This window comes from Vibrio diazotrophicus, from assembly GCF_038452265.1.
In the GTDB taxonomy this organism is placed as follows: Bacteria; Pseudomonadota; Gammaproteobacteria; order Enterobacterales; family Vibrionaceae; genus Vibrio; species Vibrio diazotrophicus.
Genome location: NZ_CP151843.1, coordinates 1,307,114 through 1,333,018 on the forward strand (window position 1 = coordinate 1,307,114; position 25,905 = coordinate 1,333,018).

Consider the following 25,905-nt stretch of genomic DNA (forward strand, 5'->3'; position numbering starts at 1 on the left):
CTGCTGTAATCATTTGCACTAGCAATACAAGAACCACCTTATCTATAAGTTTTAAAACTGGCAACTACTGGATTTACCGGACGAGATGAGGCAACACACCATGTTAATGATATTAATGTAATTGATATAAATCATGTAACACATGTATTATGATGCTTACCGTACTGTAAACGTAAGCATTCAGCGAGAGAAAGGATATTCCTTGATATGGATGAATTGATCCAAAGACGTTTTAACAACATGTTTAATTCAGCCGTAGAAGGTTTATGGATGATGATGCCTGATGGACAGGTCTCCTTCTACAATCAACGTTTTTATGAACAATTCGACATTGACTGCCAAACCACTCTTGATAACTGGATTCAGCTAATACACCCAGAAGATAGAAAACCCTTCAGCAGTAATGTGACAACTCACGTTAAAGCAGTGGGTGATGACAGCCGCGTCATTACCCAATACCGAGTAAAAAAGAAGGATGGCAATTACATCTGGATCGAAGGTACCGGAATCAACCAAGTGGATGATTCCGGTGAATATATGGTCGGTAACCATAAAGATGTCACTGAACAAAAGAAGCTTGAAGAATCAATTTGGCAATTGGCCTATTTCGATAAACTAACAGGCCTGCCAAACAAAGATAAGCTCACGTTAGATTTATCGAAGCGTACCTCCAGCGTTACCATGATAACCATTCATGTCTCGGGCATTAAATCCTACGTCAGTCAATACAGCGAATTCATCCTGACCGATTTCATAGCAAGTTTGTTAGAGTGTTTCCACCTATTTAGCAGTTATGAGAGCCAGTGCTACAGAAGCAGTTTGGATACCTTTTCCGTACTCATCGCGAAAGACCTACCCGACGAAGAGCTGGGAAAATTGGCCGACGAATTCATCCAGCAGTTCAAAACAATTGCACGCAATAACGTTTCTTACTTTGGTGATGCTTATATAGGTATTTACGTTTGTCGAGAATGCGAGCTTTCTTCAGAAGAAATTATTAATTCTACCTATCAGACATGTGAATATGCAGTCGAAAAATCCAAGAAAAATTGGGTAATTTATAACGACCAAGTAAAACCTGAAGTCGACAAATACTTTTATGTGGAAAACCATATAAAGCAAGCGATCGAAAATGATGAAATAACGATACATCTACAGCCTATCGTTGATGCCAAAAGTGGCCAACTAAAATCCTTTGAAGCGTTAGCTCGCTGGGAAACAGAACAATTTGGCTTTATACGTCCCGATGAATTCATTCCGGTCGCAGAGACTCTCGGCCTTATTTCTTTACTCGGTAATAAGATATTTTCCAAGTCAGCTGATTTCATCGTGCAATACAATCAGGCTTGGAACTGTAGCCTAAAAGTGCACGTCAATATTTCAGCACTCCAATTGCTGAAAGAGGCATTTCCAGAAAAACTGTTGAAATTAACTCATGATAAAAAAGCCAAGCCTGAAAACTTAGTTTTGGAACTTACAGAATCAGTTCTTATTGATAATAACCAGCAAGTTTTGGAAGGACTCTATGAGTTAAATGCCATGGGGTTCCCTTTGGCTATGGACGATTTTGGTTCTGGATATAGCTCAATTACTTCTATCTTCAAGCTACCGTTCAAAATGTTAAAAGTGGATCGAGAACTTGCCAATCAGTCTCTCATTGAAAACGAAGCTTTGGGCTACCTTCAATTTCTATCGACTTTATGTGAGAACAAGCAAATGGAAATGACCATCGAAGGTATCGAAAATCGAGAGATGGTTGAAACGTTCGCACAACTCAATGTAAGTTCATATCAAGGTTATTTGATTGCAAAACCAATGCCTGTAGAACAGGCAATGCTGATTGATGGTTTAAATCCTTCGATTAGTTTAAATTCATAAAAATCAAATGGATACTATGAATTTACAGTGTAAAACATACAATATTTAACATTACCATCCCGGTTTACACTGTAAATCGTCGATTAGAATAAGTAGCTCTTTTCTGACATTCGCTTCAACTTGCTTTCTTCCTGTTAATTGATATCGCTCGGCACATTCCGTCCACGACAATCGCTGAACAACTTTCGATACGAACAGATCCGAAAGAGTGTTTACTTGTACCTCACCTATCGATAAAGCGAATGACCGTAACCAAACAGCGGCACTTTCATAGTTTGAGCCACCAAGCGCATAATTGTGAACAAGAGCGATTGGAGGTCGAGTATCAGAACACAGGTTTTCGCTCAGCAAGGTTTTAACTAAATTAGGCTCCATCGCCTGTAGCGAATCAGATAACTCAAAATCAAAATGCTGTGCGTGCTTCTGCTTAGCCAGCTTTAGCCAATCGACGTTTTCTCCTTTCACCATGAGAACAGAATAACAACCACTTGCCTGATCTCGCTGTGAGCCAACCTTTATGGTTTGAAAACCGCATTTTCGCCAGAAATTTACCAATGCACTGGAGGCGCCAAAACTCGTCGAAAGGTAATCACAGGCATTCTGCAAAGCAAAGTGTTTTACCAACTCATAACCAATGTTTTTATTTTGCACATCAGGGTGAACCGCTATACGCATGATTCGTTGACTTTTTGCTACAGCAGCTTCTGCGATTCCAAGTTGGTTAGCAATGGTGATGGGAGACAAGTGACCTTTAGGTCTTCTTTTCCCAAGTTGGATATCTTCAATTAAAGCTTTGTCCAGTGCGCCCTCTTCCACGGATAGAATGCACCCCACCAAAACATCCTGATGTGTTGCTATGTATACAGACACTTTTTCATCACCTAACAAATGAAATAAATCACTCGGTGATGTTTGATAATGAGCATTGACCAGTAAACTGAAAATGCTATGAAGCAATGCTGGATCATCCAATAAGTTCTTTTTAGTCACCCAACTGAATTGCAAAGCGTCAACAGAAACCTCAAAACTGATTGGTTGAAAATCAAAATCAAGTAAAAAACTCTCTCGATGCCATGCTTCCAGCGGATCGCCTTGGCTCCAACGAATTGGCTGAGTCATGTTTTGTAGCTTCATTTCTGGACGAACGTCCTTTAGCCACGACTGAAACTTCAAAGAGAAACCTCGACCGCAACCTTCATAACCATGAATGGTTGAAGAAAACACGGCACGGTGATAACAGCTCACCATCTCTTTCAACATCGATAGAGGCAAAGCAGCCGCTTCGTCAACCAAGAGTAAATCACAATCAAGTCGACTTCTTAATAACTCATCTGGCGCAATAAAACGCAGACTAGAGTGCTTGTATTCAACCAATCCTTTCTGACCAGATGAACCAACCAACAATTTCTCCGCAAAATGAAAAACCGGACTGACAGAGGCCAGGCTTGGAGCAGTAACTACAATCCGAATATTGCGTTCTGACATCAGTTTTGCAGCGGCCATTCCTAACGCACTACTTTTACCTCTGCCTCTGTCTGCGGTTAAAATCAGAGGTCGCTTTCGATGTCCAGTAACCACTTTGACAATGTTATCTACCGCGAGCTGCTGCTGAGAATAATCAATCTTATGCGCTTCAGAAGACACTGAGGGTAGGGAAGGTAGAATGTCAGGAGACATGACAATCAAATTGTCTAAAGCTTTTTTTAACCACACTTCAGCAGGGTTTGCAGAAAGAGTGTTTGCACCTGACACAAGCAAAATCCCGCCCCCGATAAGCGTGCCCAGTGCAGCGCTAAAACTGTTTGCATCCCATCCGGTAGATAAATCGCAAATCAGAAGATCGCACTCTTGCCCTAACAATTGTTGGCCTTTATTAAACGGAACATATCGCACGCCATCAAAAGCATCACCACCAACTTGGAAAGCGGTATTGCTGTTTGAATCCCTCAGCCAATGCTGAATCAACGAGTAATTCCATTCTTGAGTCCCTTGCAAAAACACACCAAAACGAAATTGGTGCTTGAGTGCAAGCTGACGTAGCGAGAATAGATAAGATACAAATTGAGTGGTTTCAGAAGACATAAATTTACGCAATCAGTGAAAGTAATCGTATGGTAACACACCCCAATAATAGACAATAAGCCCAGTTAGAACCTGTCTATAACACCCTGTTGGCTCTTACTATTTAAGGTCAAAAAAATTTTCCCTGACGACAAATTATATTTGCTTTATTGAGCAAACAATTTGCCTAATTATTCATTTGAACCCCAGTATGGTACTGGCTGTCAGGACATGATTATTAATGAATACTTTCATCAAAGGATTGGTATTAGCTGCAACAATTGGATCTGCTCAAGTAAGTGCAGAAATGCAGACGCTAAACGTTTATGCGTGGGGCGGCTATCTGCCAGAGGCTTCGCTAAAACAATTTGAAGAGCAAGAAGGCGTAACGGTTAACTACTCAACATTTGAGAACAATGAGTCAATGTATACCAAACTCAAGCTTCTTAAAGGCACGGGGTATGACGTTGTTTTCGCATCCGCTTATTTTATTGAGAAGATGGGCCGTGAAGGCTTGCTTGCAGAACTAGATCATAACCAAATTCCAAATATGAAAGATGCTCTGCCAGCGCTACTGGGTCAAGCTCATGATCCAGAGAACAAATACTCTCTACCATACATCTTCGGTGTAACAGGTTTGAGCTACAACTCTGCTGCTCTTCCTGAAGGCGTAACTCGCTGGGCTGATCTATGGGATAAAAAATACGCTCAACAAGTGATGCTGATTGATGACATCCGTGACGTATTCGGTATGGCGCTAAAACTGAATGGCTACAGCATCAATACTAAGAATGAAAAAGAGATCGCAAAAGCGTATCAATCTCTAGTTGAACTTAAAGATAACGTTCTACTGTACAACTCAGATGCGCCACACGTTCCTTACGTGTCTGGTGAAGCCTCTGTAGGTATGCAATGGAACGGAAACGCATATCAAGGCCAAGTGGATATGCCAGAACTTAAATTCGTATTCCCTAAAGAAGGTTCTGTATTGTGGATGGATAACTTTACTATCCCATCAGGAAGTGAACACAAAGCACTGGCGCACAAGTTTATTAACTTTATGTATCAAGCAGACAACCAAGCTGAAATCGTTAACAGCTTGGGTTACGCATCGGCAACAACGACTGGTCGTGCGCTACTACCGGATGAGCTACGTAACAACACCACTATATTCCCAACAGACGAAGATATCGCGAACGGCGAATTCATTAACGACGTAGGTCCAGAAGCGCTAGCGATTTACGAGAAATACTGGCAACGCCTAAGAAACTAATCCTGCTTTAGACATGCATAGATAAAAAAATCCCGCGAAATTCGCGGGATTTTTATTAATCGATTTTGCTTTCTAAAAACTCGAGAATATCCGTCATCAAAGCATCATCAATTTTCTTCAGATTCAAGGTTAGGTTATTGCCTTTACGAGCATAACTCACACGCCCCTTGATCAAATCGACATTGTTGCTGACAGCTCGTTTAGGCGGAACCAAATCGTGAATCCATTCTTCTAGAGTTTCCGTCACTTCCTTTGTGATTCGAGCAACACCTTGTGACTGACAACGCTGCCAAACAAAACCTTCTTCTTCGTGGCACTTGTTTAACAATGCAGAACGTTGCTTGTCGTTCAGCTCATTAAATTGCTTATGCAGTTTAACAATAGTCGGGCGTCCCAGTTCAACCACGTTAGGGTAAGCTTGTAATAACTCTAGAGGTAACGCCGCAGCTTTTAGTGCACCACTCACAAGAGCTTCACTACACTGGAACATCTTTGCCAGTGCTTTCTGGTCTTCAGCTTCACCGCTATCCAGCTTAGCTTGCATCTCTTTGCCCTTCTCATACAGAGAAAGCGGCTTATGAGCGTTCGCTACATCAGACAAAAACTTTGCATGTTCCGCATTAATGTCATCCGCAACATAAACAAGGAACTCTTTTTCAGCCAAAATACACGACATACGACGACGGCTACCATCAAGAACTTCGATGGTTCCATCAGCCATACGGCGACCAACAGCAGGGTATTGCTGCCCACGCTCGCGTAACGTGCTTAGAATGTCAGAAAGTGCGTGCTCATTTAAAAAGCTTTGCTCACGAGCATTTGCTGCGAATACTTGCGTTTTCGCTTCTACCTCTGCAGCCGGAATCCGTGTCAGTTCAAACGTTACCATTTGTTCACCAGCAACGGCTAACTCAATAATTTGCGCCTGATCTTTTGCTGCTGACTGAGCTTCCTTGGGCGTAGTTGCACGGCGCTTATCAACTTTACCAAACAATTTTGCATTCAGATCAGATGTCTTAATTGCCATAACTTACTTACCCCTGATTTAATGAAGTCCAGTGACTGTGAAGAACACGCTCAAGCTCTAACGCGCTTTTCTGAACAGAATCTTGCGCGGTTGCTAAGGTTTTCTTACCGCCTTCAAAATCGCTCACAGTCAAATCAAATACAGTGCTATAGGTATCTGCACACGTTTCAAATGCACGGCTACGTGGAATCGTCGCCATCATTACTTGATCACCCAACAGATAGTTCATTTCCGTTAACACCGAAACCTGCTTTTTGTTGTCATCTTCAAACATGGTCGGCATTAAACGAACGAATTCCAAGCCCTTCCAGTCATCAGGGAACATCTCATAGACCGTTGGCAAGTGTTGGAAGAAGTTAACCGTTGAAGCCCAGTCTAAACGCTTAGCTGCACATGGAATAAGAAGGGCGTTTGAGGCATACATAGCGTTCCATACAAGGGGGTCAACGTGTGGACCGGTATCAATCATGATGACATCGAAATCATCGCCAATTTTATCAATCAGTTTATCTTTCAGTAGACGAACGATATCAAGCGACTGATTTTGAGATAGATATTGCCAAGCTTCCGCGTTGAACATCGCATCTTCTGGGAACGCTGAAATGGTCTTCAAGTTCGGATATTGGGTTGGAAGCAGTACATTCTTATGCAAGAACTCTTTATCCACTTCAACTTCTTCTGGAACGTTGTCCAGCATGACATCCACTGCTGAGTAGATATTGCTGTGCTCAGTCACACTAATCTGTGGATTCAAGAACAAACGAAGTGAACCTTGTGGATCCAAGTCAATCAGACAGATACGGTAACGTTTATCCAAATTCAGAGCCAAACAAGCCGCTAAATGAACGGCTGTCATTGATTTACCCGTACCACCTTTTTGGTTTTGTACGTTGATAATCCAAGGTTTGTTTTCTGAGTTCTTCTTACGTTCATGGAATTTCGGCACGCCCGCCGCATCCATTAGCATATGTGCTTCAGATAAAGAAATGGAGTAGTGGTTAGCGTTATTCTTCGTGAATTGGTGGCCAGCTTCTTCCATTTTCGCTATCGCTTCGTCCAACTTACGACGAGTTAAACCAGAGCGAGTTTCCATCAAAGCTTTTGACATCGGAGGAAAATGCTCATCACGACGTTCTTCTAAAACAATCTCAATACGGTCAGACTGCACCTGTTGTGTTTGTTCGGCGAGTTTGTAGAGATTATCGATTGTTTGTTCTCTTTTCATAGCCAATTTCCGTTATTAGTTTCTTGCAAAAGATTGTACAGCATTGAGCTTAATTTACAATAAAAAGGTGAACAATCACTTTTAGATAAAAATCACATTAAATTGACAGAATAGTATCATTTAAATGAATTAACGCTGAAATGGTAAAAAATGAGCCTGATAATAACGTTTATTAACCTGAATAAAGTTTAGGTAAAGCTAAAAAGATTTTAAATATTACAGTGTCACTTATTTACAATGTAAACCGGAGATTGACGAACAAACTGATTCTTACTATCTCGGAACGATTAAACAGTCCGAATAAATTACGGTAGGTGTAAATTCAACTGAAAGATAATCAAGCAGAAACAAATTGACAGAAAAGCAGGGCAACTCATAGAGTTCCACAATTACTAACACATTTATCAAAATAATTAAGGAAGCATGATCAAGGTAGCTATGATGATCATCGTTCCGAATATTTCTGGGACAATAGGAACGATGATCAAGGATTCTGGTTCTCACTTTTCATCTACGAATATGTTTGATCTGAAGATCCATTTTCGGATCAATGATCAAGAGATATACATCGTTCGGAAGCATGAAAAAAATCGACCAAAATACGGTGCATGTCAGTTGTAATAGGGGATTTAGTGAAATCTGGCAGTAAACACACTCCTTTCAATACGAATTAGAACCGCAATAGGGAAATACTCATTATTCCATGATCATGCTTTCATGAAGTACCCCGTAAATACGGCTTGCGCACTAAGTGTTCATTGAAGATGCATTTCTATCTGATACGATTAAAATTCGTTCAATAAGTCGCTTTTATTTGAAATCCTTGATCATGCGTCCGAAGTGATTTTCCCTAAAAACCAAGGAGTGAAATGATTGGACAAGCAAATATAAATTAGAATTGTGGATAACTTGTGTACCCACCATGATCATGCTTTAAGGTTTGCTTTGATCATTCATTCGAAATCATCATGATCATAGTTCTAAATAATATTGATCATGCTTTCAAAGAGTTAATGATCATGGTTTCGGGAACTCTATGATCATGCTTCTGAAAGTGAAAAAAATATCTATTGTAAATACAGTTAGTTACAAGCAAATTCTCACTCAGATCATATGATCACTCTAATCACTATTAATCATTATAATCAAAAAGATCAGTTATTTAAGAGCAACAACTTTTTCTTTATTTATGATCTTTTTTTCTTTATTCTTTTGGAACTATAGCGATATTACGGTTAGTGTGGGATAGATCTAATAATGGCATCAGAAGAAAAAATACTGATCAAAGCACCAAGAAGCCACAAAGATGGACATCTTTTTGCCGTTTCTGAATCTGCGATCGATTGGATAGAGCAGTATCAACATTTTAAAGGTGTGACGAAAAGTATTATCGAACTGCTTAATCTTATCTCACTTCGTGGCTTTAGCAGTAAAGATGGATTGGTTTCAACAACAGAATTGATAGATGCAACAGATGGTCAGCTGACACGAGCAGCTATCCAGCAAAGACTGCGTGCAGCAGTCAGTATTGGTCTGTTTCAACAAATCCCAGTACGATTTGAAGAAGGCCTAGCTGGTAAAACCATGCTTCACCGTTTTATCAATCCAAACCAGCTTATTTCTGTATTAGGCTCCACAAGTTTAGTGACTGAATCTGTTAAGCAATCAGAAAAACAAAAACGCTCTAAAGCGCTTGCTCAAACACAAGTCAATAAACGACTGCTTAATGAACACGGACTCAATACGCCACCAGCGATGAAAGATGAAACCGAGCAGTTCGTTGTTTCGCCAACAAACTGGGCAGGGATTATTGATCAAGCGTTGGCGCCACCAAGAACAAGAAAAAGCTACCAAAAATCAATGGTTTCTATTTCTGGTACCCGAGCGGTAATCGAAACGCGTTCATCAAAGAACATCATGACAGTTGATGATCTTATGACGTTGTTCGCTCTGTTTACGCTTACAGTGCAATACCATGATCATCACCATGAAGATTATCAGCTCAATGCCAGTCACGTGCCGAACAAGACACCGCTCTACATCACAGACATTCTTTCACTGAGAGGGAAGAAAGACAGTGGCCCTGCGCGTGATTCCATTCGTGACAGTATTGATCGTATCGAATTTACGGATTTCCAGCTGCATGAGTTAACAGGACGCTGGTTGAGCGAGAACATGCCTGAAGGCTTTAAGAGTGATCGATTCCGTTTCCTAGCAAGAACGATCACCGCTTCAGAGGAAGCCCCAACGGAAGGAAGTGATGGTGAAATCAGGATCAAACCGAATCTGTACATTCTGGTTTGGGAGCCTTCATTTTTCGAAGAGTTGATGACTCGTGATTACTTCTTCCTGTTTCCACCTGAAATCCTGAAGCAGCACACGCTGGTCTTCCAGTTGTATTCGTACTTTAGAAGCCGCATGTCACGCCGACATACAGACGTGATGATGTTAAGCGAACTTAACCAGAAGCTTGCGCGTAATATCGAGTGGCGTAGATTCTCAATGGATCTGATCAGAGAGCTGAAACGCCTCTCTGATGGCAAAGGGAATGACGATCTGTTTGTTGTTAACCTATGGGGGTACCATCTGACGATCACGACCTCGATCGATAAAGGGAAGGTTGTAGATTACCAAGTAGATATCAAATGCGATGTTGAAGAAGTTTTACGATATTCACGAGCGAAAATGACGAATGCCGGTAAACGTAATATGGCTCCAACCTTACCTAACCCGCTTCGCCATGAAATGGTATCGAAACAGAAGTTAGCAGAGCTTTCTGAGATCATCGATGGTGAGTTTGAACCTATCCAACGTAAATCACCCTCTCCAAGAGGCAAATTAGGGCGTCGGGTAAAACAGCGTAAGCACTTAGTTGAAATCAATGCTGATGAGATCACCATTACGTTATCTAAGTACACCTCGTCAGAAGCTCTAGAACGCAGTATAAGCGCGTTAGCGGCAATGACCGGGCATGCACCTTCATCAATCAGAGAAGAGTGCTTAGAGTTGATTGACAAGCTTGATTGGCTACGAGTGGATGATCAAGTCATACCTTATGAGACTTTGAGTAAGATGATCGAGCTGTATAACACCCAGAATGAGAACAAGCATCTTTCGATCGAACGTCTGATCTCTGGCCTAGCGGTAAGAAGAAAAGTTTGTAAGCAGGTTTTTGACGGACATCTGGATGAATCTGTGTTCAGAGCACTTGATGAAGTGGCTATTGGGATTTAACTCAACAAATGAACAGACTTTGAACATAACGCTGACATATGTCTGACATTATGTCTGCGCTTGTTGGCTAAAGTTACAACCGAATAGACAACCTTTTGCCCTATCTGATGAATTTAAAGATTGGCTCATATTGTTACATTCATTCTGAATACTTTTTATCGAGTTCTCCCCAAGGACTCGATTTTTTTTGCCTCAAATTTGGGGTGTTCGAATAATCCTCCATGATCATGCTTTCGTATTTCTTCTCATTCCCTTGATCATTTTTCCGAGCTGTTGAACTCAAGTAAAAATATGGACTGCTATTCCAAGTTGGAAACAGCTTGAAACGCTAGAGTAAATGATAAGCAATAATTGAACATTTTTTGATAGGCGATAAATGGCGCATGTCAAGAAATGGCGGGGCTTTGGAGAGAGAAAACTTGCGCTGGATCAGGTTGGATTTTTCGCAGTGAATTCTCTAAATGTACTGCCAGTTTTCAGCTTGTACAAAATATAATTGAGATATTTATAAATTAGATTTCTGAACTATCGTCTGAATCACATTCTTGCTCAAATGTACTTAACACCGATTTGGTCCTTTGCTACAGATTACATGTCCTTGCATGGTTTGTTCGGAGGTTACAATGTCCATTAATTCTATTAACCATGATGAAATCACTGGCATCACAGAAAAGTGGGACTTCAAAGAAGAAGTTGATACTCAGATTCCAGTAAGCAAACAAAAATCAGCGGAAGCTCGTCGTCGCATTGAAGCATTAAGAGAGATCCGTGAAAGTGGTTTGTCTATTGAAGAAGCAAAGGAACTCGGACTCCTTCACTAAGATACTCACTTGCTAGGTTTACAAGGGTGGCTGTGGCCACCCTTTCTATTTTGTGGTTATTCAGCCTAATATCAAATTTTCACCTAACTCGCTTTTTTGTACGCTTAGTAACGAAAGTCATAGAATCCGACATTTTTGACTCTTAATTTTTGCCATTCCTATGCTATATTTCGCCCCATGTTTTTATCGACTGTGGGTTTACTAATGTCTTTCAACCTTGCTCTGCTTGATGCGAATGAGAAAAACAAAATAGAACTGGATAAACAGGCTTCTTTTTTGATTTGGAAAATGAAGCAGGCAAAAGGCGGACCGGAAGAGATTACTAAGCATCTAACCACTCTGACTTCTGAACAAGATAAAGAATGGTTTCAACAGTCGGTGGACAAATACAAAAGGGTTATGGGCGTCATGTAATGCCCACCTAAGCAGGAACTTCGCTTTCTGCATGAATCCGTCGCATTAAATTGAACTAGAGAGAACATCCCGATGGGAAGAAGTTTCGAAGTGCGCAAAGCCTCTATGGCGAAAACTCAAGGCGCAAAAATTAAGGTTTACTCAAAATACGGTAAAGAGATTTACGTTTGTGCAAAGAATGGTGGTATCGACCCAGACATGAACTTGTCTCTACGCCATCTGATCAGCAAAGCGAAAAGAGACCAAGTACCAGCACACGTTATTGAAAAAGCGTTAGATAAAGCAAGTGGTGGTGGCGGTGAAGATTACCAACCAGCTCGTTACGAAGGTTTTGGCCCTGGCGGTGTAAGCGTGATTGTTGACTGTCTAACAGACAACGGCAACCGTACCTTCCAAGACGTACGCCAATGCTTCGTTAAGACTGGCGCTAAAATCGGTACTCCTGGTGTTGTTGCACACATGTTCGATCACCAAGCAGTATTCCAGTTCAAAGGCGATGATGAAGAAGCGGTACTAGAAGCATTGATGATGGAAGATGCTGACGTAACGGATATCGAGCTTGAAGACGGCGTAATCACGGTATTTGCTCCAAACACAGAGTTCTTCAAAGTGAAAACGGCATTGAATGCAGCATTCCCTGACTTAACTCTTGATGTTGAAGAGATCACTTTCGTTCCTCAGAACCAAAGCCCAATCTCTGGTGAAGACGCAGATAAGTTCCAGAAGTTCCTAGATCTACTAGACGACTGTGACGATGTTCAGCAGGTTTACCACAACGCTGAAATCCAATAATGAAAAACCGAGCTTAGGCTCGGTTTTTTGCTATTGAACTTTAATTGTGTAAATTAGTCAGTTTACAAGAATCAACTTAGTCCGTGCATAAGAATAAGGCGAATCCCTATCGATGGAATGGCTACACTCCACTGGCTAAGAAAAGCTCAATTCTCAAGGATATTTAAATGAAAGTCAGTTTTATTGGTTTAGGTGTTATGGGTTATCCCATGGCTGGTCACTTGGTCAAAGCGGGATTTGACGTTACCGTTTTTAACCGTACAGAAGCGAAAGCGCAAGCTTGGGCGGAGCAACAGGGTGGTGCTTATCGCTCAACAGTCGCTGAGTGTGTGAAAGATGCGGATGTCGTTTTGCTTTGTGTTGGTAATGATGACGACGTTCGTAGTATGACCACCAGCGAAACAGGCGCATTGGCATTTATGAAATCCGGCTCAGTTCTGGTAGACCATACGACAACATCTGCACTTCTTGCTGAAGAGCTCTCAGAAGCCGCTCAGGCTGTTGGAGTACGCTTTATGGATGCACCAGTGTCAGGTGGTCAAGCAGGCGCTGAGAATGGCGTTCTGACGATTATGTGCGGTGGTGAGCCAGAAGTCTTCGATTATCTTCAGCCTATATTTGACGCCTATGGCCGCTCTTCGGTACTGATGGGCAAAGTAGGGCAGGGACAACGCGCCAAAATGGTTAACCAGATCTGCATTGCTGGCGCGCTGACAGGTATTTCTGAAGGTTTGATTCTGGCTGAAAAAGCTGGCCTTGATATTGAAACTCTCGTCGCGTGTTTGAAAAACGGTGCGGCAGGATCTTGGCAGATGGAAAACCGTGCTGTAACCATGTCGCAGAATAAGTTCGACTTCGGTTTCGCTATTGATTGGATGATCAAAGATCTTGGTTTCTGTCTTGATGAAGCGAAACGTCAGGGTGTGACTTTACCTATGACGCAAAAAACGATTGAATCCTATCAGTCTTTATCTGAACAAGGCGAGGGCCGCATGGATACCTCCATTTTGATCAAAGCGATTAAGAAAGAAGCTGAGCTCTAATTTCTTACTCCATAGAGTGTTGATAGACACCGTTTCGTAGAAGACAGACAGTGTTAAAGAACAAATGAAAAGCCGCGCCTCAGAAATGGGTGCGGCTTTTGTCTCTCACAACACTAACAATGTTTAACTGAGTTTAAATGTTGCTACTTTCGCTCTGAGTTCATCGGCTTGGTGTCTCAGTTCATTGGATTGGCTTAAGCTCTCTTCTGACCCGACAACAAGCTGATCTGTCACATCTTTGATTGACGTGACATTTTGCGTGATTTCACTGGTCACATGGGTCTGCTCTTCCGCTGCTGTTGCGATTTGAGTAGCCATATCACTAATGAGCGCTACGGCTGTTTTGATATCTTCCAGTGCCACCGTTGCCTTATCTGCATCTTCTACTGAATCTCTAGCGAGCTCAGAGCTGCTTTCCATTAAGTTTACCGCTTGTTTGGTGGTATCTTGCAAAGTCTCGATCGTTGCTTTGATTTCTTCCGTTGATGTGTGAGTTCGTTGTGATAAAACACGAACTTCGTCAGCTACGACAGCAAATCCGCGACCTTGTTCACCAGCGCGAGCCGCTTCAATTGCAGCGTTTAGAGCTAATAAGTTGGTTTGCTCAGCAATACCTTGAATCGTTGCGAGAACAGTTGATATCTCAAGCGCATGCTTATTGAGCGCTGAAATTACCGTGCTTGCTTCACTCACCGAATTTGCCAGACTATTAATTGAACCTTTCGTTTGAATCACTAAATCATGACCATTATTTGTGCTAATGGCTGAATCTTGTGCAGCTTGAGCGGTTTGCTCGGCATGGGAAGCTATTTCCTGTGTCGCCGACGCCATCTCTGTGACTGCTGTTGCCACCATTACCACTTCTTGATGCTGATGATTAAGTTCAGATGCAGATTGATTGGCTCGATGTGCGCCATGCTCTGACTGTTCGGACAGGTGCTGCGCCTGTAGGCGAATATGTTCGATTAACTGTCTTAAGCTTTCGACGAATGTATTGAAGTTATTTGCTAGCGTTCCGACCTCATCGTTATTTTCAACTTCGATACGCTGAGTTAAATCACCGCTACCATTGGCGATTTGTGCCAGCGCGTTTGACACGTTATTTAATGGACGGAACAGAACGTTACACAATAGGTTGAACAAGACTGTACAGAGAATTACCACAATAGCTGTTACAAGCAACTGACCCAAAATAGCGTCATATAACGGTGCCACCAGCGATTCATAATTAATCACAGTTACCGTTGTCAAACGTGTGTTGTCTATGTTTCTCGCGTAAAGCACGTACGCTTCGCCTGCCACTGAAATGGTGAGATCAGTTTGGCTGGAAACGGCCTTTTTGATGTCAGCGTAGTCAATACCTAATTCAGAGACGTTTTTGTTTAGCAATTTGGTATTGGTATGAGTGAATATGTTGCCTTGTTCGTTGGCTATAAACATATAGCCTTCGCCAGGTAAAATGACCTGCGTAATGTTGTTGACGATATCCGTGATTTCTACGTCCGCTCCCAATACAACTTGCTGGCCATGTAGGTTCAGTGCTTTACCCAGAGAAACAACATTTGCCCCTGTTGCTGCAGCAGTTGTCGGGTTATCCATAAACACTTTTGCTGGATTCGCTTTTGCGTTGATATACCAGCCCCATTTTCGAGGGTCGTCATTACCTGGAGGCAATTTTACATCGTTGGCATTTCGCTGAGAGCCATCTGGATATGCCAAGAATACATTGTCAAAACCTGCAGAATCACGAACTTGTTTTAGGTGAGTAACAATGTCTTCTTGTTTTGATTCGCTTGATAGCGCTGTCAAGGCTCGCTCTTTTGAGATAAGCCAGTCGTTAACATACTGGTTGTAAGAAGTGGTTGTGCTTTGTAGGCGCTGTTCAACTTCGATGTCGAGTCGTTTAAGAGCGGCATTGTATGATAACGCTTCTACTAATACACCACCGAGGATGATGGCGATACTGGCAGAGATTGCCAGTTTGTTTTTTAAAGACAGATTTTTAAACATAGACAGGCCTTTATGATGTTTGTGCATTCATTAGAAAATTGTGTGTTTGTCGGAGTACAGGCGAGAAATGAACGTCGAGTATTAAAACCGTCGCTCATTTCCCTTTCTTTTTATGTTATTCAAAGTCGTTGTTTACAGTGTAAATTACTCACACCTTAAATCTTGCAACTAGATCGTACAGTTCATGCGCTCGTTCATTTAGGCTCTGGCTGCCTTGTCGGTTTTCATTTGCCAAAGTCGCTGACTCACTACTTTGATCGGAAATGACAACAATACGTTGTGAGATTTCTTGACCAACGATGCTTTGCTCTTCTGTTGCGGTTGCGATCAAGGAGTTCATATCCATAATCATGCCGATGGATTGCTGAATTTTCTCCAGAGCTTTTGCCGCCGCATTGGCTTCATTTACCGCCGCTTCACTTCTGCTTTGACTTGAGTCCATGGCATGTACCGCAGCATCTGAAGCGGTTTTTAGCTGATTGATAACCGCATGGATTTCACCCGTACTTTGTTGAGTCCTGCTGGCTAGCTTACGCACTTCATCAGCAACAACTGCAAAGCCTCGACCTTGATCACCGGCTCTTGCCGCTTCTATTGCAGCATTGAGCGCCAGCAAATTAGTTTGTTCCGCAATGTCCTGAATAACTTCAAGAGACATTGAAATATTTTTCACATCCCCTTCTAGTTTAGAAATAACATTGCTCGCTTGCGAGACTTCCTCCGCTAATGCTTGTACCGATTGCGCTGCTGAATCTACGATCTCGTGCGCCGATATCGCATTGTCATCAGCATCTTTAGCTGACTGTGCGGCTTGGATGGCATTGTTTGAAATTTCATTCGCGGTCGTGGTCATTTCTGTCATTGCGGTGGCAACCTGTTCGGTTTCACCGCGTTGATTTGAGGCTAAGTCATCGACCTGAGCTGCACGCTGTGTCATCTGGTTTGTTTCATCAACTACTTGTCTTCCCACCTGATTGACTCGTTTAATGATTTCTTGCAGGCTACTAACGAAAGCGTTGAAATTGGTACTGAGAGAGGCAAACTCTGGTACGGTAAACTTCTCCATTCGTGCGGTGAGATCGGCATCGCCACTGGCAAATGAGCGAATCGAAGCATCAAATAATTCGATCGGGCGCATTATGGTGCGATTGAAGAACAGAGTAAATACACCGACAACAAGTATGATGACTGCCGTTACAGTCGCTAAGCTCCATAAGCTTTGCATTAGATCATCATTTGCTCGCTTATCCATAATCGCAATTTCAGCATCGATATCATCAGTGTAAAAGCCGGTGCCTATCATTAGGTCCCATTGCGGGATGTAAACGGAGTAGCTTAATTTAGGTAAAGGCGTGGATTCTCCCGGTTTTGGGAAGTAGTAAGTGGTGAAATCACCCGTTTTAGAGTTGCGAATGAGATCCTGAACCAGATAGTTCCCTTGAGCATCCTGTAGTGTCCAGAAGTTCTCACCGATGCCAGCGTTGCTTTTCCCAAGCAGCAATCGAGTCCCTTTTGAATCATAACCAAACAGATACCCATTTTGACCGAATTGAACTTCTTTAAGGATTTCTAACGCCTGTTCCAAAGAAGCGTTGCTTTTCTTCAAAGGAATTAAAGCTGAGTCGGCGATTTGTAAGTAGGACTTCAGCTCCGTTTGTTTCATCGCCATCATAGAGTTACTTGTCGATTCCATTTGGTGTTTATTCAAACTGCTCGACTGAGTGAAACTCACAAACATCATACTGGCAGCAATCAGTAGCAGCGGAACAATAGACAGAATATAAAGTCTAGTTCGAATGGTTAAATTCATGGTCACATCCTTTTTAGTCAAAGACCATAACAACTGGCTTTTTTAGTTGTTAATGTTGTTATCAATAAGATTAGTTCAGAAGTTGTAGAAACTCTGTACCGGAAGATGAAAGCTTGAGGGAATTCACTGGCATTCTTGCTTAAGGTCTTGAAGTTCTTGCAACTACGACGCTGAGTTACATCTCTAGCGCTACTCGTGTAACGGTCCAAGTGCAAAAACCGGCAGTGTCAATACATGGATAAAAATTAAAAAAAATAGCGGGTAATTTATCTGTTCAATAGGTCGATTTATTGATTTAGATCAACAAATGCTTTGTCTCAGTATTACAACAAGTTAAGGTCATTAACCTTTGTTTGTAAGTGGTTAATTTTGAAGGCGAATTTCATTTTTGGAAGGTTAGATTTCATTTTGCTGCACTTTGAATGCCGTTTCTATGTAAGCATAATGCGCCGGATGTAACCAAATGTTTCCTTTTGTAACTTTTACGCTGATGAGTTTTTGATAGGTGTGAATGTCTTTTCAAAGATTTGTCTGGGTTAAAGATACAGCAGTGCTTTTGTTACACGCTCAACACAATAAAACTCTTATAAATTCATACGGATTCTTAAAGTGCCAACTTTTGCTAAGGAATTCCGTAAACATAATCGAGAAAGTCAATGGAAGCCTCAAGATATAAAAGCATCTTGTCGCGAGTGGGATTGTTTTGTGCAATTTTGCTCCTGTCTGGATGTCAGTCTGCTTTGCTGGATCCCAAGGGCCTAGTAGGAGTGCGCGAGAAAGAGTTGATCATTACCTCTCTTCTCTTGATGTTGATTGTTGTTATCCCTGTGATTTTAATGACAATTTACTTCGCCTATAAGTACCGTGCTAGCAATACCGAAGTTGAATATGCTCCTGAGTGGTCTCACTCAACTAAGATCGAGTTGGTTGTTTGGACGATTCCAATCATCATCATTGCGATTTTGGCTGTGATTACTTGGCGTTCGACTCACGAGCTAGAACCGTCTGTGCCGCTGAAAAGTGATATCAAACCCGTCACGATTGAAGTGGTCTCACTGGATTGGAAATGGTTGTTCATCTATCCAGAACAAAAAATCGCTACGGTTAACTACGTTGCCTTCCCTAAAGATGTTCCTGTAACGTTCAAAATTACGTCTGACAACATCATGAACTCTTTCTTCATTCCTCGTTTAGGCAGTCAAATTTACGCTATGCCCGGCATGGTGACACGTCTACACCTGATTGCGAACCATGAGGGAGAGTACAAGGGCATATCGTCAAGTTATAGCGGCGAAGGCTTTTCACACATGAAATTTGTCGCGAATGCACTACCTGATGAGCAAAGCTTTGAAGAGTGGGTTAGTGAAGTGAAAAAGCAGCCATCAATGCTACACGCTTTCAGTGATTACCAAGCGCTTGCAGAGCCAAGTGAAAACGTTCCGGTGACTTACTACTCTCACATCCCACAAGACCTATTCGAGTCGGTTGTTATGCAACACATGGGTTCACTCAATATGAGTGAAGGAGAGACACAACACAGTCACATGGACATGGCAGAACATAAAGGGTAACAGACGATGTTTGGAAGACTTACTTTAGACTCCATTCCATACCATGAGCCAATTATCATGATCACGCTTGCTGTGATTGCGATCGTTGGCCTTGCTGTAGTTACGACTATTACTCGCATGGGTAAATGGCAGTATCTTTGGAATGAGTGGTTTACATCGGTAGACCATAAAAAGCTTGGCTTTATGTATATTGCTGCAGCGATGATCATGTTACTTCGTGGTTTTGCAGATGCAGTGATGATGCGTAGCCAACAGCTACTTTCATCAGCGGGTGAAGCAGGTTATCTGCCTCAGCACCACTATGATCAAATCTTTACCGCGCATGGCGTAATCATGATTTTCTTTGTGGCAATGCCGCTCGTCATTGGTTTGATGAACATTATTGTCCCACTGCAAATCGGTGCTCGCGATGTTGCGTATCCGTTTTTGAACAACCTCAGTTTTTGGTTGTTTGTTGTGGGTATTATCCTGACCAATATGTCTCTGGCTGTGGGTGAGTTTGGCCGTACTGGTTGGCTTGCGTATCCACCGCTTTCTGGCATTGATGCCAGTCCGGGAGTAGGGGTCGATTACTGGATTTGGGCGCTGCAAATATCCGGTGTGGGCACGACGTTATCAGGCGTGAACTTCTTCGCGACCATTCTACGTATGCGTACACCAAGCATGCCATTGATGAAGATGCCTGTTTTCACTTGGGCTTCGTTGTGTTCAAACATCCTGATCATTATTTCTTTCCCAATTTTAACGGTGACCATCGCGCTGCTAACGCTTGATCGTTACTTGGGCATGCACTTCTTCACCAATGACATGGGCGGCAACATGATGATGTATGTCAACCTGATTTGGGCATGGGGTCACCCAGAGGTTTACATCCTTGTACTACCTGTATTCGGTGTGTTCTCAGAAGTGACGGCAACCTTCTCTCGTAAGAAACTGTTTGGCTACACGTCACTGGTTTGGGCAACGATCGTTATTACCATCCTTGCTTTCGTTGTATGGCTACATCACTTCTTCACTATGGGTGGTGGTGCGAACGTTAACGCTTTCTTTGGTATCGCAACTATGATCATCTCAATTCCAACAGGGGTTAAGATTTTCAACTGGTTGTTCACCATGTACAAAGGCCGTATTACGTTTACTACTCCTATGATGTGGACGGTTGGCTTCCTGATCTCATTCACGATTGGTGGCATGACAGGCGTACTAATGGCAGTTCCGGGTGCAGACTTCGTATTGCATAACTCAGTATTCCTAATTGCGCACTTCCATAACGTCATCATCGGTGGTGTGGTATTTGGTTGTTTCGCGGCAATTACATACTGGTTCCCGAAAGCGACAGGTTTCATGCTTGATGAGACTTGGGGCAAACGCGCTTACTGGTGTTGGATTACAGGTTTCATCCTAGCGTTCCTGCCACTTTACGCGCTGGGCTTCATGGGTATGACTCGTCGTATCAGCCAAAATCTCGATCCAGAATTCTTCCCTCTGCTTGCAGTGGCAGCATTCGGTACTGCGATTATCGCGCTAGGCGTACTGTGTCAGTTCATTCAGATCTACGTCAGTGTTCGTGATCGTCACCTGAACCCTGATGTTACTGGTGACCCTTGGGATGGTCGTACTTTGGAGTGGGCGACTTCTTCTCCACCTCCGTTCTACAACTTTGCTGTGATTCCAAAAGGCAACGAGTTAGATGCTTTCTGGTACCAAAAAGAGCGTGGCGAACACGACATCACTAAAGAAGTGGAATATCAGCCAATCCATATGCCAAAGAATACGGCGACAGGTATGTATATCTCTGCCTTTGCACTGATTTTCGGTTTCGCAATGATTTGGTACATCTGGTGGCTGGCCGCTGTTGGTTTCATCGGTGTTGTCGTAACGGCTATCAAGCACAGCTTCAATGAAGACATCGATTACTACGTACAAGTTGATGAGATCAAAGCGATTGAAGAAGCGCACCGTAAACGTGTTCTAGAAGCAAGAGGTCAAGTACCGGCTCAGAACGAAGACGACAGCGATATGGAGGTGACTTATGCACGCTAATACTCATGATGCACATGATCACCACGATACCGGTGGTCTGAAACTGTTTGGTTTCTGGATTTACCTGATGAGCGACTGCGTGTTGTTCGCGAGCTTGTTCGCAACGTACGCAGTACTTGCTAACGCGACCGCTGGTGGTCCAGATGCGAAAGAGCTGTTTGAACTGCCATTCGTATTTGTAGAAACCATGATGCTGCTGTTCAGTAGTATCACTTTCGGTTTCGGCATGATTGCAATGAAGCGCAAAGACATTGCGGCGCTTAAACGTTGGTTAGCGATTACTTTCGTTCTCGGTGCTGGCTTTATTGCGATGGAGCTGTACGAGTTCCACCACTTGATCGCTGAAGGCGCAAGCCCTCAACGCAGCGCGTTCCTATCTGCGTTCTTCACGCTAGTTGGTACACACGGTCTACACGTGAGCTTTGGTTTGATCTGGTTGGCAGTGTGCTACTGGCAGCTATCAACCAAAGGCTTGAACGACATGATGGAAACTCGCTTTAACTGCTTGAGCTTGTTCTGGCACTTCCTCGATATCGTTTGGATCTGTGTATTTACCATCGTTTACCTAGTGGGGGTTATGTAATGAGCAACCAACATTTAGATAGCGCGAAGAGCGACTACGTAAAAGGTTTTATTGCGTCACTGATCCTGACCATTATTCCGTTTTACTTTGTTGCGACTCAAAGTCTGCCAAAAGACATCACATACGCAATCCTATTTGGGTGTGCGGTGATTCAGGTGATTGTGCATTTCATCTACTTCCTACACATGGAAATTAAGACAGATGAAGGCAAGTGGAACTTTGTTTCACTGATGTTCACCGTATTGGTTGTTTTGATACTGATTGTTGGGTCTATCTGGATCATGTGGAACCTTAACGTCAACATGTCGATGTAGGTTGAAATGATCAGAGGTTACCTATCAATCACTAAGCCGGGGATTATCATCGGCAATTTGGTCTCTGTTGCTGCGGGGTATTTCCTCGCAGCTAAATCAGAAGCTGCGGATGGATTATTACTGTTGTGCACCTTAGCGGGTGTGGCAATGGTGATCGCATCAGGCTGCGTGGTGAACAATATTTTCGATCGCGATATTGATTTGAAAATGGACAGAACACGTGGACGTTTACTCGCTCAGGGTGACATCAACATTGATCATGCGTTCGTGTTTGCCATTGTACTGCTGCTAGCGGGAACCGCCTTGCTCTATAGCATGGCGAATCCTTTATCAGCGGTGGTGGTGCTATTGGGTTATGTGTTTTACGTATTCTTTTACACCATGTGGTACAAACGCAACTCAGTGTATGGAACTCTGGTCGGCAGCGTATCTGGGGCCGTCCCTCCACTGGTCGGCTACCTTGCGGTGACAAACTACATCAGCCTAGAAGCGGTTCTGCTGTTTGCATTGTTCTGTTTATGGCAGATGCCGCATTCCTACGCGATTGCCATGTTTCGCATGCAAGACTACAAAAATGCAGGCATCCCTGTGTTGCCTTTGGTGTCTGGTATCGAAAAGGCTCGTAAACACATGATCGCGTATGTGGTTGCGTTCAACCTTGTAGCGTTAGCTCTGTTTCTGCTTGGAAATGGTGGTTATGAATACTTGGTTGTCGCTGCAGGCGTATGTTTCATATGGACACAAGTGACCTTCAAAAAGGTTACTGAAGAAAACTATGTTGAATGGTCAAAAGCGGTATTCAAAGTGTCGCTACTTGTTGTCATGGGCATCAGTACCGTACTGGGGATAGAGCTTATCCCGCTCTCAATTTAAGTTTTTCTATTTAGAAAACCCGTCACAAGCTCAAAGGCACCTTTTACGGTGCCTTTTCTTTTGGTTAGAGCCTTTTGATAAAGTAGTTCACCGGCATGTTTTGGTATTCTCCAGAGCCGCATGGCTTGAAACCGAGTTTTCCGAGAATATGTTGAGATTGCGAATGGCTCGATTCTGTAAACGCATAGATTCTTGTATAGCCAGCTTCTTTCGCGTATGACAATACCGCTTTACTGGCCTCTGTAGCATAGCCATTTCCTCTGGCTGAGGTCTTGAGTCGGTAGCCGTGCTCAACGACTTGTTTGTTTTGATAGGTAAAACTCTCAATTCCACAATAACCAATTAGCTCGCCGCTAGAACGCTCAATGACACAAAACTTACCAACCCCCTTTTTCTGGGAATGCGTCCACCAGCTGTTGAAAGCGGATTTCTGCTTGTTCTGCGGTCATTGCACCATTTGGAGAAAAAGCCATAAATTCGGCATCTTGTAGCAGTGGCAACATCAACTCTCGGTCTTGAGGGTGAAATTTTCTCAGCTCTAAACGTTCGGTTTGGATCATCCTTCTTTCCTTAGCGGTTAAGTTTATCCTTTAGATAACTATATGAAATTAAATGTTTTAAGTTTTTTATACGTTAGTGATGGTTGTTTAATAAACAAGTTTTTACTGACCTAATTCACACTTTTATCTTCTTGCTATATCTAAATTGAAAATTGCTCACTAATATATCTTCAAAATATTGAAGATATATTAGTGACTATGCAATACATTAGCCGAGAAGGTTCTGCCGTAATTAATGTTGCCAAGTATTTATTGTCAACACGTGTCGGCGATAGGGTAAAAACCATCGATGCTTTATCCACAGAGTATGGTGTTTCCATTGGATTTATTCAAAAGGCGCTGACCACGATTGAAGAGCACGAAGCTGTGCATCTTCGTCGCCAAGGGCGTAATGGAACGGTCATCGAGTCACTTAATGAGTCGAAGCTTGTTCAGCTCGCAGGTATTGCTCATATGGTGTGTGCAATGCCACTTCCGTATACCAAGCATTACGAAGGGCTTGCGAGTGGCATTAAGGCGCAAATGAATACACTGCCGGTATTTTTTGCTCATATGCGCGGAGCGAATGTTCGTGCTGAGTGCCTAAAGTCTGGAACTTACGATATTGCGATTATGTCTCGCTTAGCGGCAAATGAGTACGCTGAAGGGTTAGTTACGGTATTAGATTTAGGACCACATTCGTATTCAAATCCGCACCGATTAATTTGCCGTCAAGGAGAATATGAACAAATCCGAAGAGTAGGCGTCGATTTTGATTCTCCTGACCAAAAATTACTCACTGAGCTGGCGTTTGCTGGCAAAGATATTGAGTTAGTAGAGATTCGATATAGTGAAGGTATCAACCTTCTAAAAAACAAAACGATTGATGCAGTCGTGTGGTTACCCGAAGCAACAGATATGGTGCAACTTAAGCTGGAAGAGAAATCCTTAGATCAGTTTGAAGAGTGCCAACAAGCTTCTGAAGCGGTGATACTGGTGAACAACGATAGTCCACATATACGGATATTATTACGGAAGCTGTTAAACATACAGGCGCTTCGCCAGCACCAACAAGCCGTGATAGATGGAGACATTTATCCCAATTATTAGGTCATTAGACCCTAGGTGGTATCCCTATGGAACAGAGATTATTACTGCTAAAACAGAGCAATGTGATCAGCGAACGGAGTTATCAAGCCACGCTTAATGCTTTGCCGTCGCTAGAGGCTCGTTTTGGCGTTGATGAAGACAATCAGCAATACCAGATGCTAGTGACTCATATGGCAAGGGCTGCTGACAGAGTGCTCAATGGTGAACAAGTTGAGGAATGTCTTGATGATGAAGTTTGGTTGGATATTGAGCAAGACGAGCAATTCAATGAGTTGCTAGAGCTCAATGCTAAGTTATTGGCACTGTATGGTATTGATGAAGCGAATCAGGCGGAAACTCGTTTTCTGGTCAGTAATTTGTTTGCGCTGAGCTATGCAGCTCAAGGTGAGGCACAATTATGTTGATCGATCCTGCTGGTTATACCTATTGCCATGAACATCTTCATATTGATCTTTCTGCGGTTAAACAGGAACTGGATTGTCGTCTCGATCACTATGAAAAAATTGCTGACGAAATGCGTGAACTGAAACAGTTGGGCGTCTCTAACATTATTGAGGTAACCAACTCTTTTATGGGGAGAAATCCTCAATTTATTGAAGATTTAATTAAAGATAGCGATATTAATGTATTACTTTCAACAGGTTACTACATAGAAGGATTTTTCCCTCCAGAAGTTGAGAATGAAACGGCTCAGCAATTAGCCAATCGAATGATTGCAGAACTGGAAGTTGGGCTGGGGGAAAGCCAGCTAAAAGCCAGTGTGATTGGTGAAGTAGGAAGTAGCGAAAACAACTTTACTCCGCTTGAACAAAAAGTGTTTGAAGCTGCTGTGATCGCTCATAAAGAAACGGGAAGACCGATATCAACCCATCAGTCGATGAGTACCATGGGGCGTGAGCAAGTCACTTTCTTCCTTAAACACCAAGTCAATTTAGAACGAGTCACGATCGGGCATTGTGACTTAAAAAGTAACTTAACTGAGATCTTATGGATGATTGACCAGGGCTGTTATGTACAGTTCGACACCATAGGCAAGAACAGTTACTTCCCCGATGAACAACGGATAGCCATGCTGGTGGAATTATCAAAGCGTGGCCTCCTAGAGCGAGTGATGCTCTCGATGGACATTACTCGCCGCTCTCACTTAAAAGCCAATGGTGGCCTTGGCTTCAGTTACTTGATTACTGATTTTTTACCAAGGCTTCGTGACGCTGGCATTAGTGAGAATGAAATAGACATCATGATGAAACAAAACCCATACCAATTATTCAAATAGGCACGATT

At 42.7% G+C, this 25,905-nt stretch carries 21 protein-coding genes and 1 pseudogene; 15 read left to right on the forward strand and 7 right to left on the reverse strand.

The features are described from left to right. Window positions 1–207 precede the first annotated feature (207 nt). Complete coding sequence (locus tag AAGA51_RS21220; protein WP_042479530.1) at window positions 208–1,878, forward strand: EAL domain-containing protein; 1,671 nt, start codon at window positions 208–210, stop codon at window positions 1,876–1,878. A 51-nt stretch (window positions 1,879–1,929) separates the two neighbouring features. On the opposite strand, the gene AAGA51_RS21225 is transcribed toward AAGA51_RS21220, so the two are convergent. Further along, window positions 1,930–3,960, reverse strand: a complete 2,031-nt coding sequence (locus AAGA51_RS21225) for a tRNA(Met) cytidine acetyltransferase TmcA (protein WP_042479532.1) — start codon at window positions 3,958–3,960, stop codon at window positions 1,930–1,932. A gap of 220 nt (window positions 3,961–4,180) precedes the next feature. Here AAGA51_RS21225 and AAGA51_RS21230 point away from each other — a divergent pair, with 220 nt between their 5' ends. Continuing rightward, window positions 4,181–5,212 carry an ABC transporter substrate-binding protein gene (locus AAGA51_RS21230; protein WP_042479534.1) on the forward strand — a complete coding sequence of 344 codons (1,032 nt, stop codon included), beginning with the start codon at window positions 4,181–4,183 and terminating at the stop codon, window positions 5,210–5,212. Between the two features lie 55 nt (window positions 5,213–5,267). Here AAGA51_RS21230 and AAGA51_RS21235 read toward each other — a convergent pair whose 3' ends face one another. Continuing rightward, the gene (locus tag AAGA51_RS21235) at window positions 5,268–6,239 is read right to left on the reverse strand and encodes a ParB/RepB/Spo0J family partition protein (protein WP_042479536.1); all 972 of its coding nucleotides are present in this window, start codon (window positions 6,237–6,239) and stop codon (window positions 5,268–5,270) included. Window positions 6,240–6,246: 7 nt separating this feature from the next. Next, entirely contained in the window at window positions 6,247–7,464 is a 1,218-nt protein-coding gene (locus tag AAGA51_RS21240; RefSeq protein ID WP_042479538.1) for an AAA family ATPase, read from the reverse strand. Window positions 7,465–8,721: 1,257 nt separating this feature from the next. Between AAGA51_RS21240 and AAGA51_RS21245 the strand changes: the two genes are divergently transcribed. From AAGA51_RS21245 to AAGA51_RS21265, 5 genes are all read left to right on the forward strand, one after another. Further along, window positions 8,722–10,698, forward strand: a complete 1,977-nt coding sequence (locus AAGA51_RS21245; RefSeq protein ID WP_042479542.1) for a replication initiator protein RctB domain-containing protein — start codon at window positions 8,722–8,724, stop codon at window positions 10,696–10,698. A 623-nt stretch (window positions 10,699–11,321) separates the two neighbouring features. Then, complete coding sequence (locus AAGA51_RS21250; protein WP_042479543.1) at window positions 11,322–11,519, forward strand: PA3496 family putative envelope integrity protein; 198 nt, start codon at window positions 11,322–11,324, stop codon at window positions 11,517–11,519. A gap of 204 nt (window positions 11,520–11,723) precedes the next feature. After that, window positions 11,724–11,933, forward strand: coding sequence for a DUF3283 family protein (locus tag AAGA51_RS21255; protein WP_042479545.1), 210 nt, complete (start codon window positions 11,724–11,726; stop codon window positions 11,931–11,933). Window positions 11,934–12,005: 72 nt separating this feature from the next. Then, window positions 12,006–12,725: a YebC/PmpR family DNA-binding transcriptional regulator gene (locus tag AAGA51_RS21260; protein WP_042479547.1), complete on the forward strand. Its 720-nt coding sequence runs from the start codon at window positions 12,006–12,008 to the stop codon at window positions 12,723–12,725. A 167-nt stretch (window positions 12,726–12,892) separates the two neighbouring features. Continuing rightward, window positions 12,893–13,768 carry an NAD(P)-dependent oxidoreductase gene (locus AAGA51_RS21265; protein WP_042479549.1) on the forward strand — a complete coding sequence of 292 codons (876 nt, stop codon included), beginning with the start codon at window positions 12,893–12,895 and terminating at the stop codon, window positions 13,766–13,768. A 123-nt stretch (window positions 13,769–13,891) separates the two neighbouring features. Here the strand turns inward: AAGA51_RS21265 and AAGA51_RS21270 are convergent, their stop codons facing one another. Together AAGA51_RS21270 and AAGA51_RS21275 are read right to left on the reverse strand one after the other, a co-directional pair. Further along, window positions 13,892–15,778, reverse strand: a complete 1,887-nt coding sequence (locus AAGA51_RS21270; protein ID WP_042479552.1) for a methyl-accepting chemotaxis protein — start codon at window positions 15,776–15,778, stop codon at window positions 13,892–13,894. Between the two features lie 148 nt (window positions 15,779–15,926). Next, a complete protein-coding gene (locus AAGA51_RS21275) occupies window positions 15,927–17,588 on the reverse strand; it encodes a methyl-accepting chemotaxis protein (protein ID WP_042479554.1) in 1,662 nt (553 codons plus the stop codon). A gap of 656 nt (window positions 17,589–18,244) precedes the next feature. Between AAGA51_RS21275 and cyoA the strand changes: the two genes are divergently transcribed. From cyoA to cyoE, 5 genes are read left to right on the forward strand one after another with little or no spacing between them, the layout of a single operon-like run. Beyond that, window positions 18,245–19,159 (forward strand): ubiquinol oxidase subunit II, encoded by a 915-nt coding sequence (cyoA, locus tag AAGA51_RS21280; RefSeq protein ID WP_042479557.1) that lies wholly within the window; start codon window positions 18,245–18,247, stop codon window positions 19,157–19,159. Between the two features lie 6 nt (window positions 19,160–19,165). Continuing rightward, complete coding sequence (cyoB, locus tag AAGA51_RS21285) at window positions 19,166–21,202, forward strand: cytochrome o ubiquinol oxidase subunit I (protein ID WP_042479559.1); 2,037 nt, start codon at window positions 19,166–19,168, stop codon at window positions 21,200–21,202. Next, window positions 21,192–21,785 (forward strand): cytochrome o ubiquinol oxidase subunit III, encoded by a 594-nt coding sequence (gene cyoC, locus AAGA51_RS21290; protein WP_042479560.1) that lies wholly within the window; start codon window positions 21,192–21,194, stop codon window positions 21,783–21,785. The genes cyoB and cyoC overlap by 11 nt, the downstream gene beginning before the upstream one ends. Next, entirely contained in the window at window positions 21,785–22,099 is a 315-nt protein-coding gene (cyoD, locus tag AAGA51_RS21295; RefSeq protein WP_042479562.1) for a cytochrome o ubiquinol oxidase subunit IV, read from the forward strand. The genes cyoC and cyoD overlap by 1 nt, the downstream gene beginning before the upstream one ends. Window positions 22,100–22,105: 6 nt before the next feature. Continuing rightward, on the forward strand, window positions 22,106–22,972 hold the full coding sequence (gene cyoE / locus AAGA51_RS21300) for a heme o synthase (protein ID WP_042479564.1): 867 nt from the start codon (window positions 22,106–22,108) through the stop codon (window positions 22,970–22,972). A 64-nt stretch (window positions 22,973–23,036) separates the two neighbouring features. Here the strand turns inward: cyoE and AAGA51_RS21305 are convergent. Next, window positions 23,037–23,348, reverse strand: a pseudogene (locus AAGA51_RS21305) (GNAT family N-acetyltransferase); the annotation flags it as partial. 1 nt (window position 23,349) lies between these two features. Beyond that, on the reverse strand, window positions 23,350–23,532 hold the full coding sequence (locus tag AAGA51_RS21310; protein WP_255209338.1) for a GNAT family N-acetyltransferase: 183 nt from the start codon (window positions 23,530–23,532) through the stop codon (window positions 23,350–23,352). A gap of 198 nt (window positions 23,533–23,730) precedes the next feature. On the opposite strand from AAGA51_RS21310, the gene yhfZ reads away from it, so the two are divergent. Genes yhfZ through AAGA51_RS21325 form a run of 3 tightly spaced genes read left to right on the forward strand, consistent with a single transcriptional unit; the run spans window position 23,731 to window position 25,897 of the window. Further along, the gene (gene yhfZ / locus AAGA51_RS21315) at window positions 23,731–24,621 is read left to right on the forward strand and encodes a GntR family transcriptional regulator YhfZ (protein ID WP_255209342.1); all 891 of its coding nucleotides are present in this window, start codon (window positions 23,731–23,733) and stop codon (window positions 24,619–24,621) included. A 26-nt stretch (window positions 24,622–24,647) separates the two neighbouring features. Beyond that, window positions 24,648–25,025 carry a PRD domain-containing protein gene (locus AAGA51_RS21320; RefSeq protein WP_042479567.1) on the forward strand — a complete coding sequence of 126 codons (378 nt, stop codon included), beginning with the start codon at window positions 24,648–24,650 and terminating at the stop codon, window positions 25,023–25,025. Continuing rightward, entirely contained in the window at window positions 25,019–25,897 is an 879-nt protein-coding gene (locus tag AAGA51_RS21325; RefSeq protein WP_255209339.1) for a phosphotriesterase-related protein, read from the forward strand. The genes AAGA51_RS21320 and AAGA51_RS21325 overlap by 7 nt, the downstream gene beginning before the upstream one ends. The last annotated feature ends 8 nt before the right edge of the window (window positions 25,898–25,905 follow it).

What these genes read in the sequence shown, in the direction of transcription:
- AAGA51_RS21220 (WP_042479530.1), top strand. Translation starts at nt 208, where the DNA reads ATGGATGAATTGATCCAAAGACGTTTTAACAACATGTTTAATTCAGCC.
- AAGA51_RS21225 (WP_042479532.1), bottom strand. Translation starts at nt 3,960, where the DNA reads ATGTCTTCTGAAACCACTCAATTTGTATCTTATCTATTCTCGCTACGT.
- AAGA51_RS21230 (WP_042479534.1), top strand. Translation starts at nt 4,181, where the DNA reads ATGAATACTTTCATCAAAGGATTGGTATTAGCTGCAACAATTGGATCT.
- AAGA51_RS21235 (WP_042479536.1), bottom strand. Translation starts at nt 6,239, where the DNA reads ATGGCAATTAAGACATCTGATCTGAATGCAAAATTGTTTGGTAAAGTT.
- AAGA51_RS21240 (WP_042479538.1), bottom strand. Translation starts at nt 7,464, where the DNA reads ATGAAAAGAGAACAAACAATCGATAATCTCTACAAACTCGCCGAACAA.
- AAGA51_RS21245 (WP_042479542.1), top strand. Translation starts at nt 8,722, where the DNA reads ATGGCATCAGAAGAAAAAATACTGATCAAAGCACCAAGAAGCCACAAA.
- AAGA51_RS21250 (WP_042479543.1), top strand. Translation starts at nt 11,322, where the DNA reads ATGTCCATTAATTCTATTAACCATGATGAAATCACTGGCATCACAGAA.
- AAGA51_RS21255 (WP_042479545.1), top strand. Translation starts at nt 11,724, where the DNA reads ATGTCTTTCAACCTTGCTCTGCTTGATGCGAATGAGAAAAACAAAATA.
- AAGA51_RS21260 (WP_042479547.1), top strand. Translation starts at nt 12,006, where the DNA reads ATGGGAAGAAGTTTCGAAGTGCGCAAAGCCTCTATGGCGAAAACTCAA.
- AAGA51_RS21265 (WP_042479549.1), top strand. Translation starts at nt 12,893, where the DNA reads ATGAAAGTCAGTTTTATTGGTTTAGGTGTTATGGGTTATCCCATGGCT.
- AAGA51_RS21270 (WP_042479552.1), bottom strand. Translation starts at nt 15,778, where the DNA reads ATGTTTAAAAATCTGTCTTTAAAAAACAAACTGGCAATCTCTGCCAGT.
- AAGA51_RS21275 (WP_042479554.1), bottom strand. Translation starts at nt 17,588, where the DNA reads ATGAATTTAACCATTCGAACTAGACTTTATATTCTGTCTATTGTTCCG.
- cyoA (WP_042479557.1), top strand. Translation starts at nt 18,245, where the DNA reads ATGGAAGCCTCAAGATATAAAAGCATCTTGTCGCGAGTGGGATTGTTT.
- cyoB (WP_042479559.1), top strand. Translation starts at nt 19,166, where the DNA reads ATGTTTGGAAGACTTACTTTAGACTCCATTCCATACCATGAGCCAATT.
- cyoC (WP_042479560.1), top strand. Translation starts at nt 21,192, where the DNA reads ATGCACGCTAATACTCATGATGCACATGATCACCACGATACCGGTGGT.
- cyoD (WP_042479562.1), top strand. Translation starts at nt 21,785, where the DNA reads ATGAGCAACCAACATTTAGATAGCGCGAAGAGCGACTACGTAAAAGGT.
- cyoE (WP_042479564.1), top strand. Translation starts at nt 22,106, where the DNA reads ATGATCAGAGGTTACCTATCAATCACTAAGCCGGGGATTATCATCGGC.
- AAGA51_RS21310 (WP_255209338.1), bottom strand. Translation starts at nt 23,532, where the DNA reads ATGATCCAAACCGAACGTTTAGAGCTGAGAAAATTTCACCCTCAAGAC.
- yhfZ (WP_255209342.1), top strand. Translation starts at nt 23,731, where the DNA reads ATGCAATACATTAGCCGAGAAGGTTCTGCCGTAATTAATGTTGCCAAG.
- AAGA51_RS21320 (WP_042479567.1), top strand. Translation starts at nt 24,648, where the DNA reads ATGGAACAGAGATTATTACTGCTAAAACAGAGCAATGTGATCAGCGAA.
- AAGA51_RS21325 (WP_255209339.1), top strand. Translation starts at nt 25,019, where the DNA reads ATGTTGATCGATCCTGCTGGTTATACCTATTGCCATGAACATCTTCAT.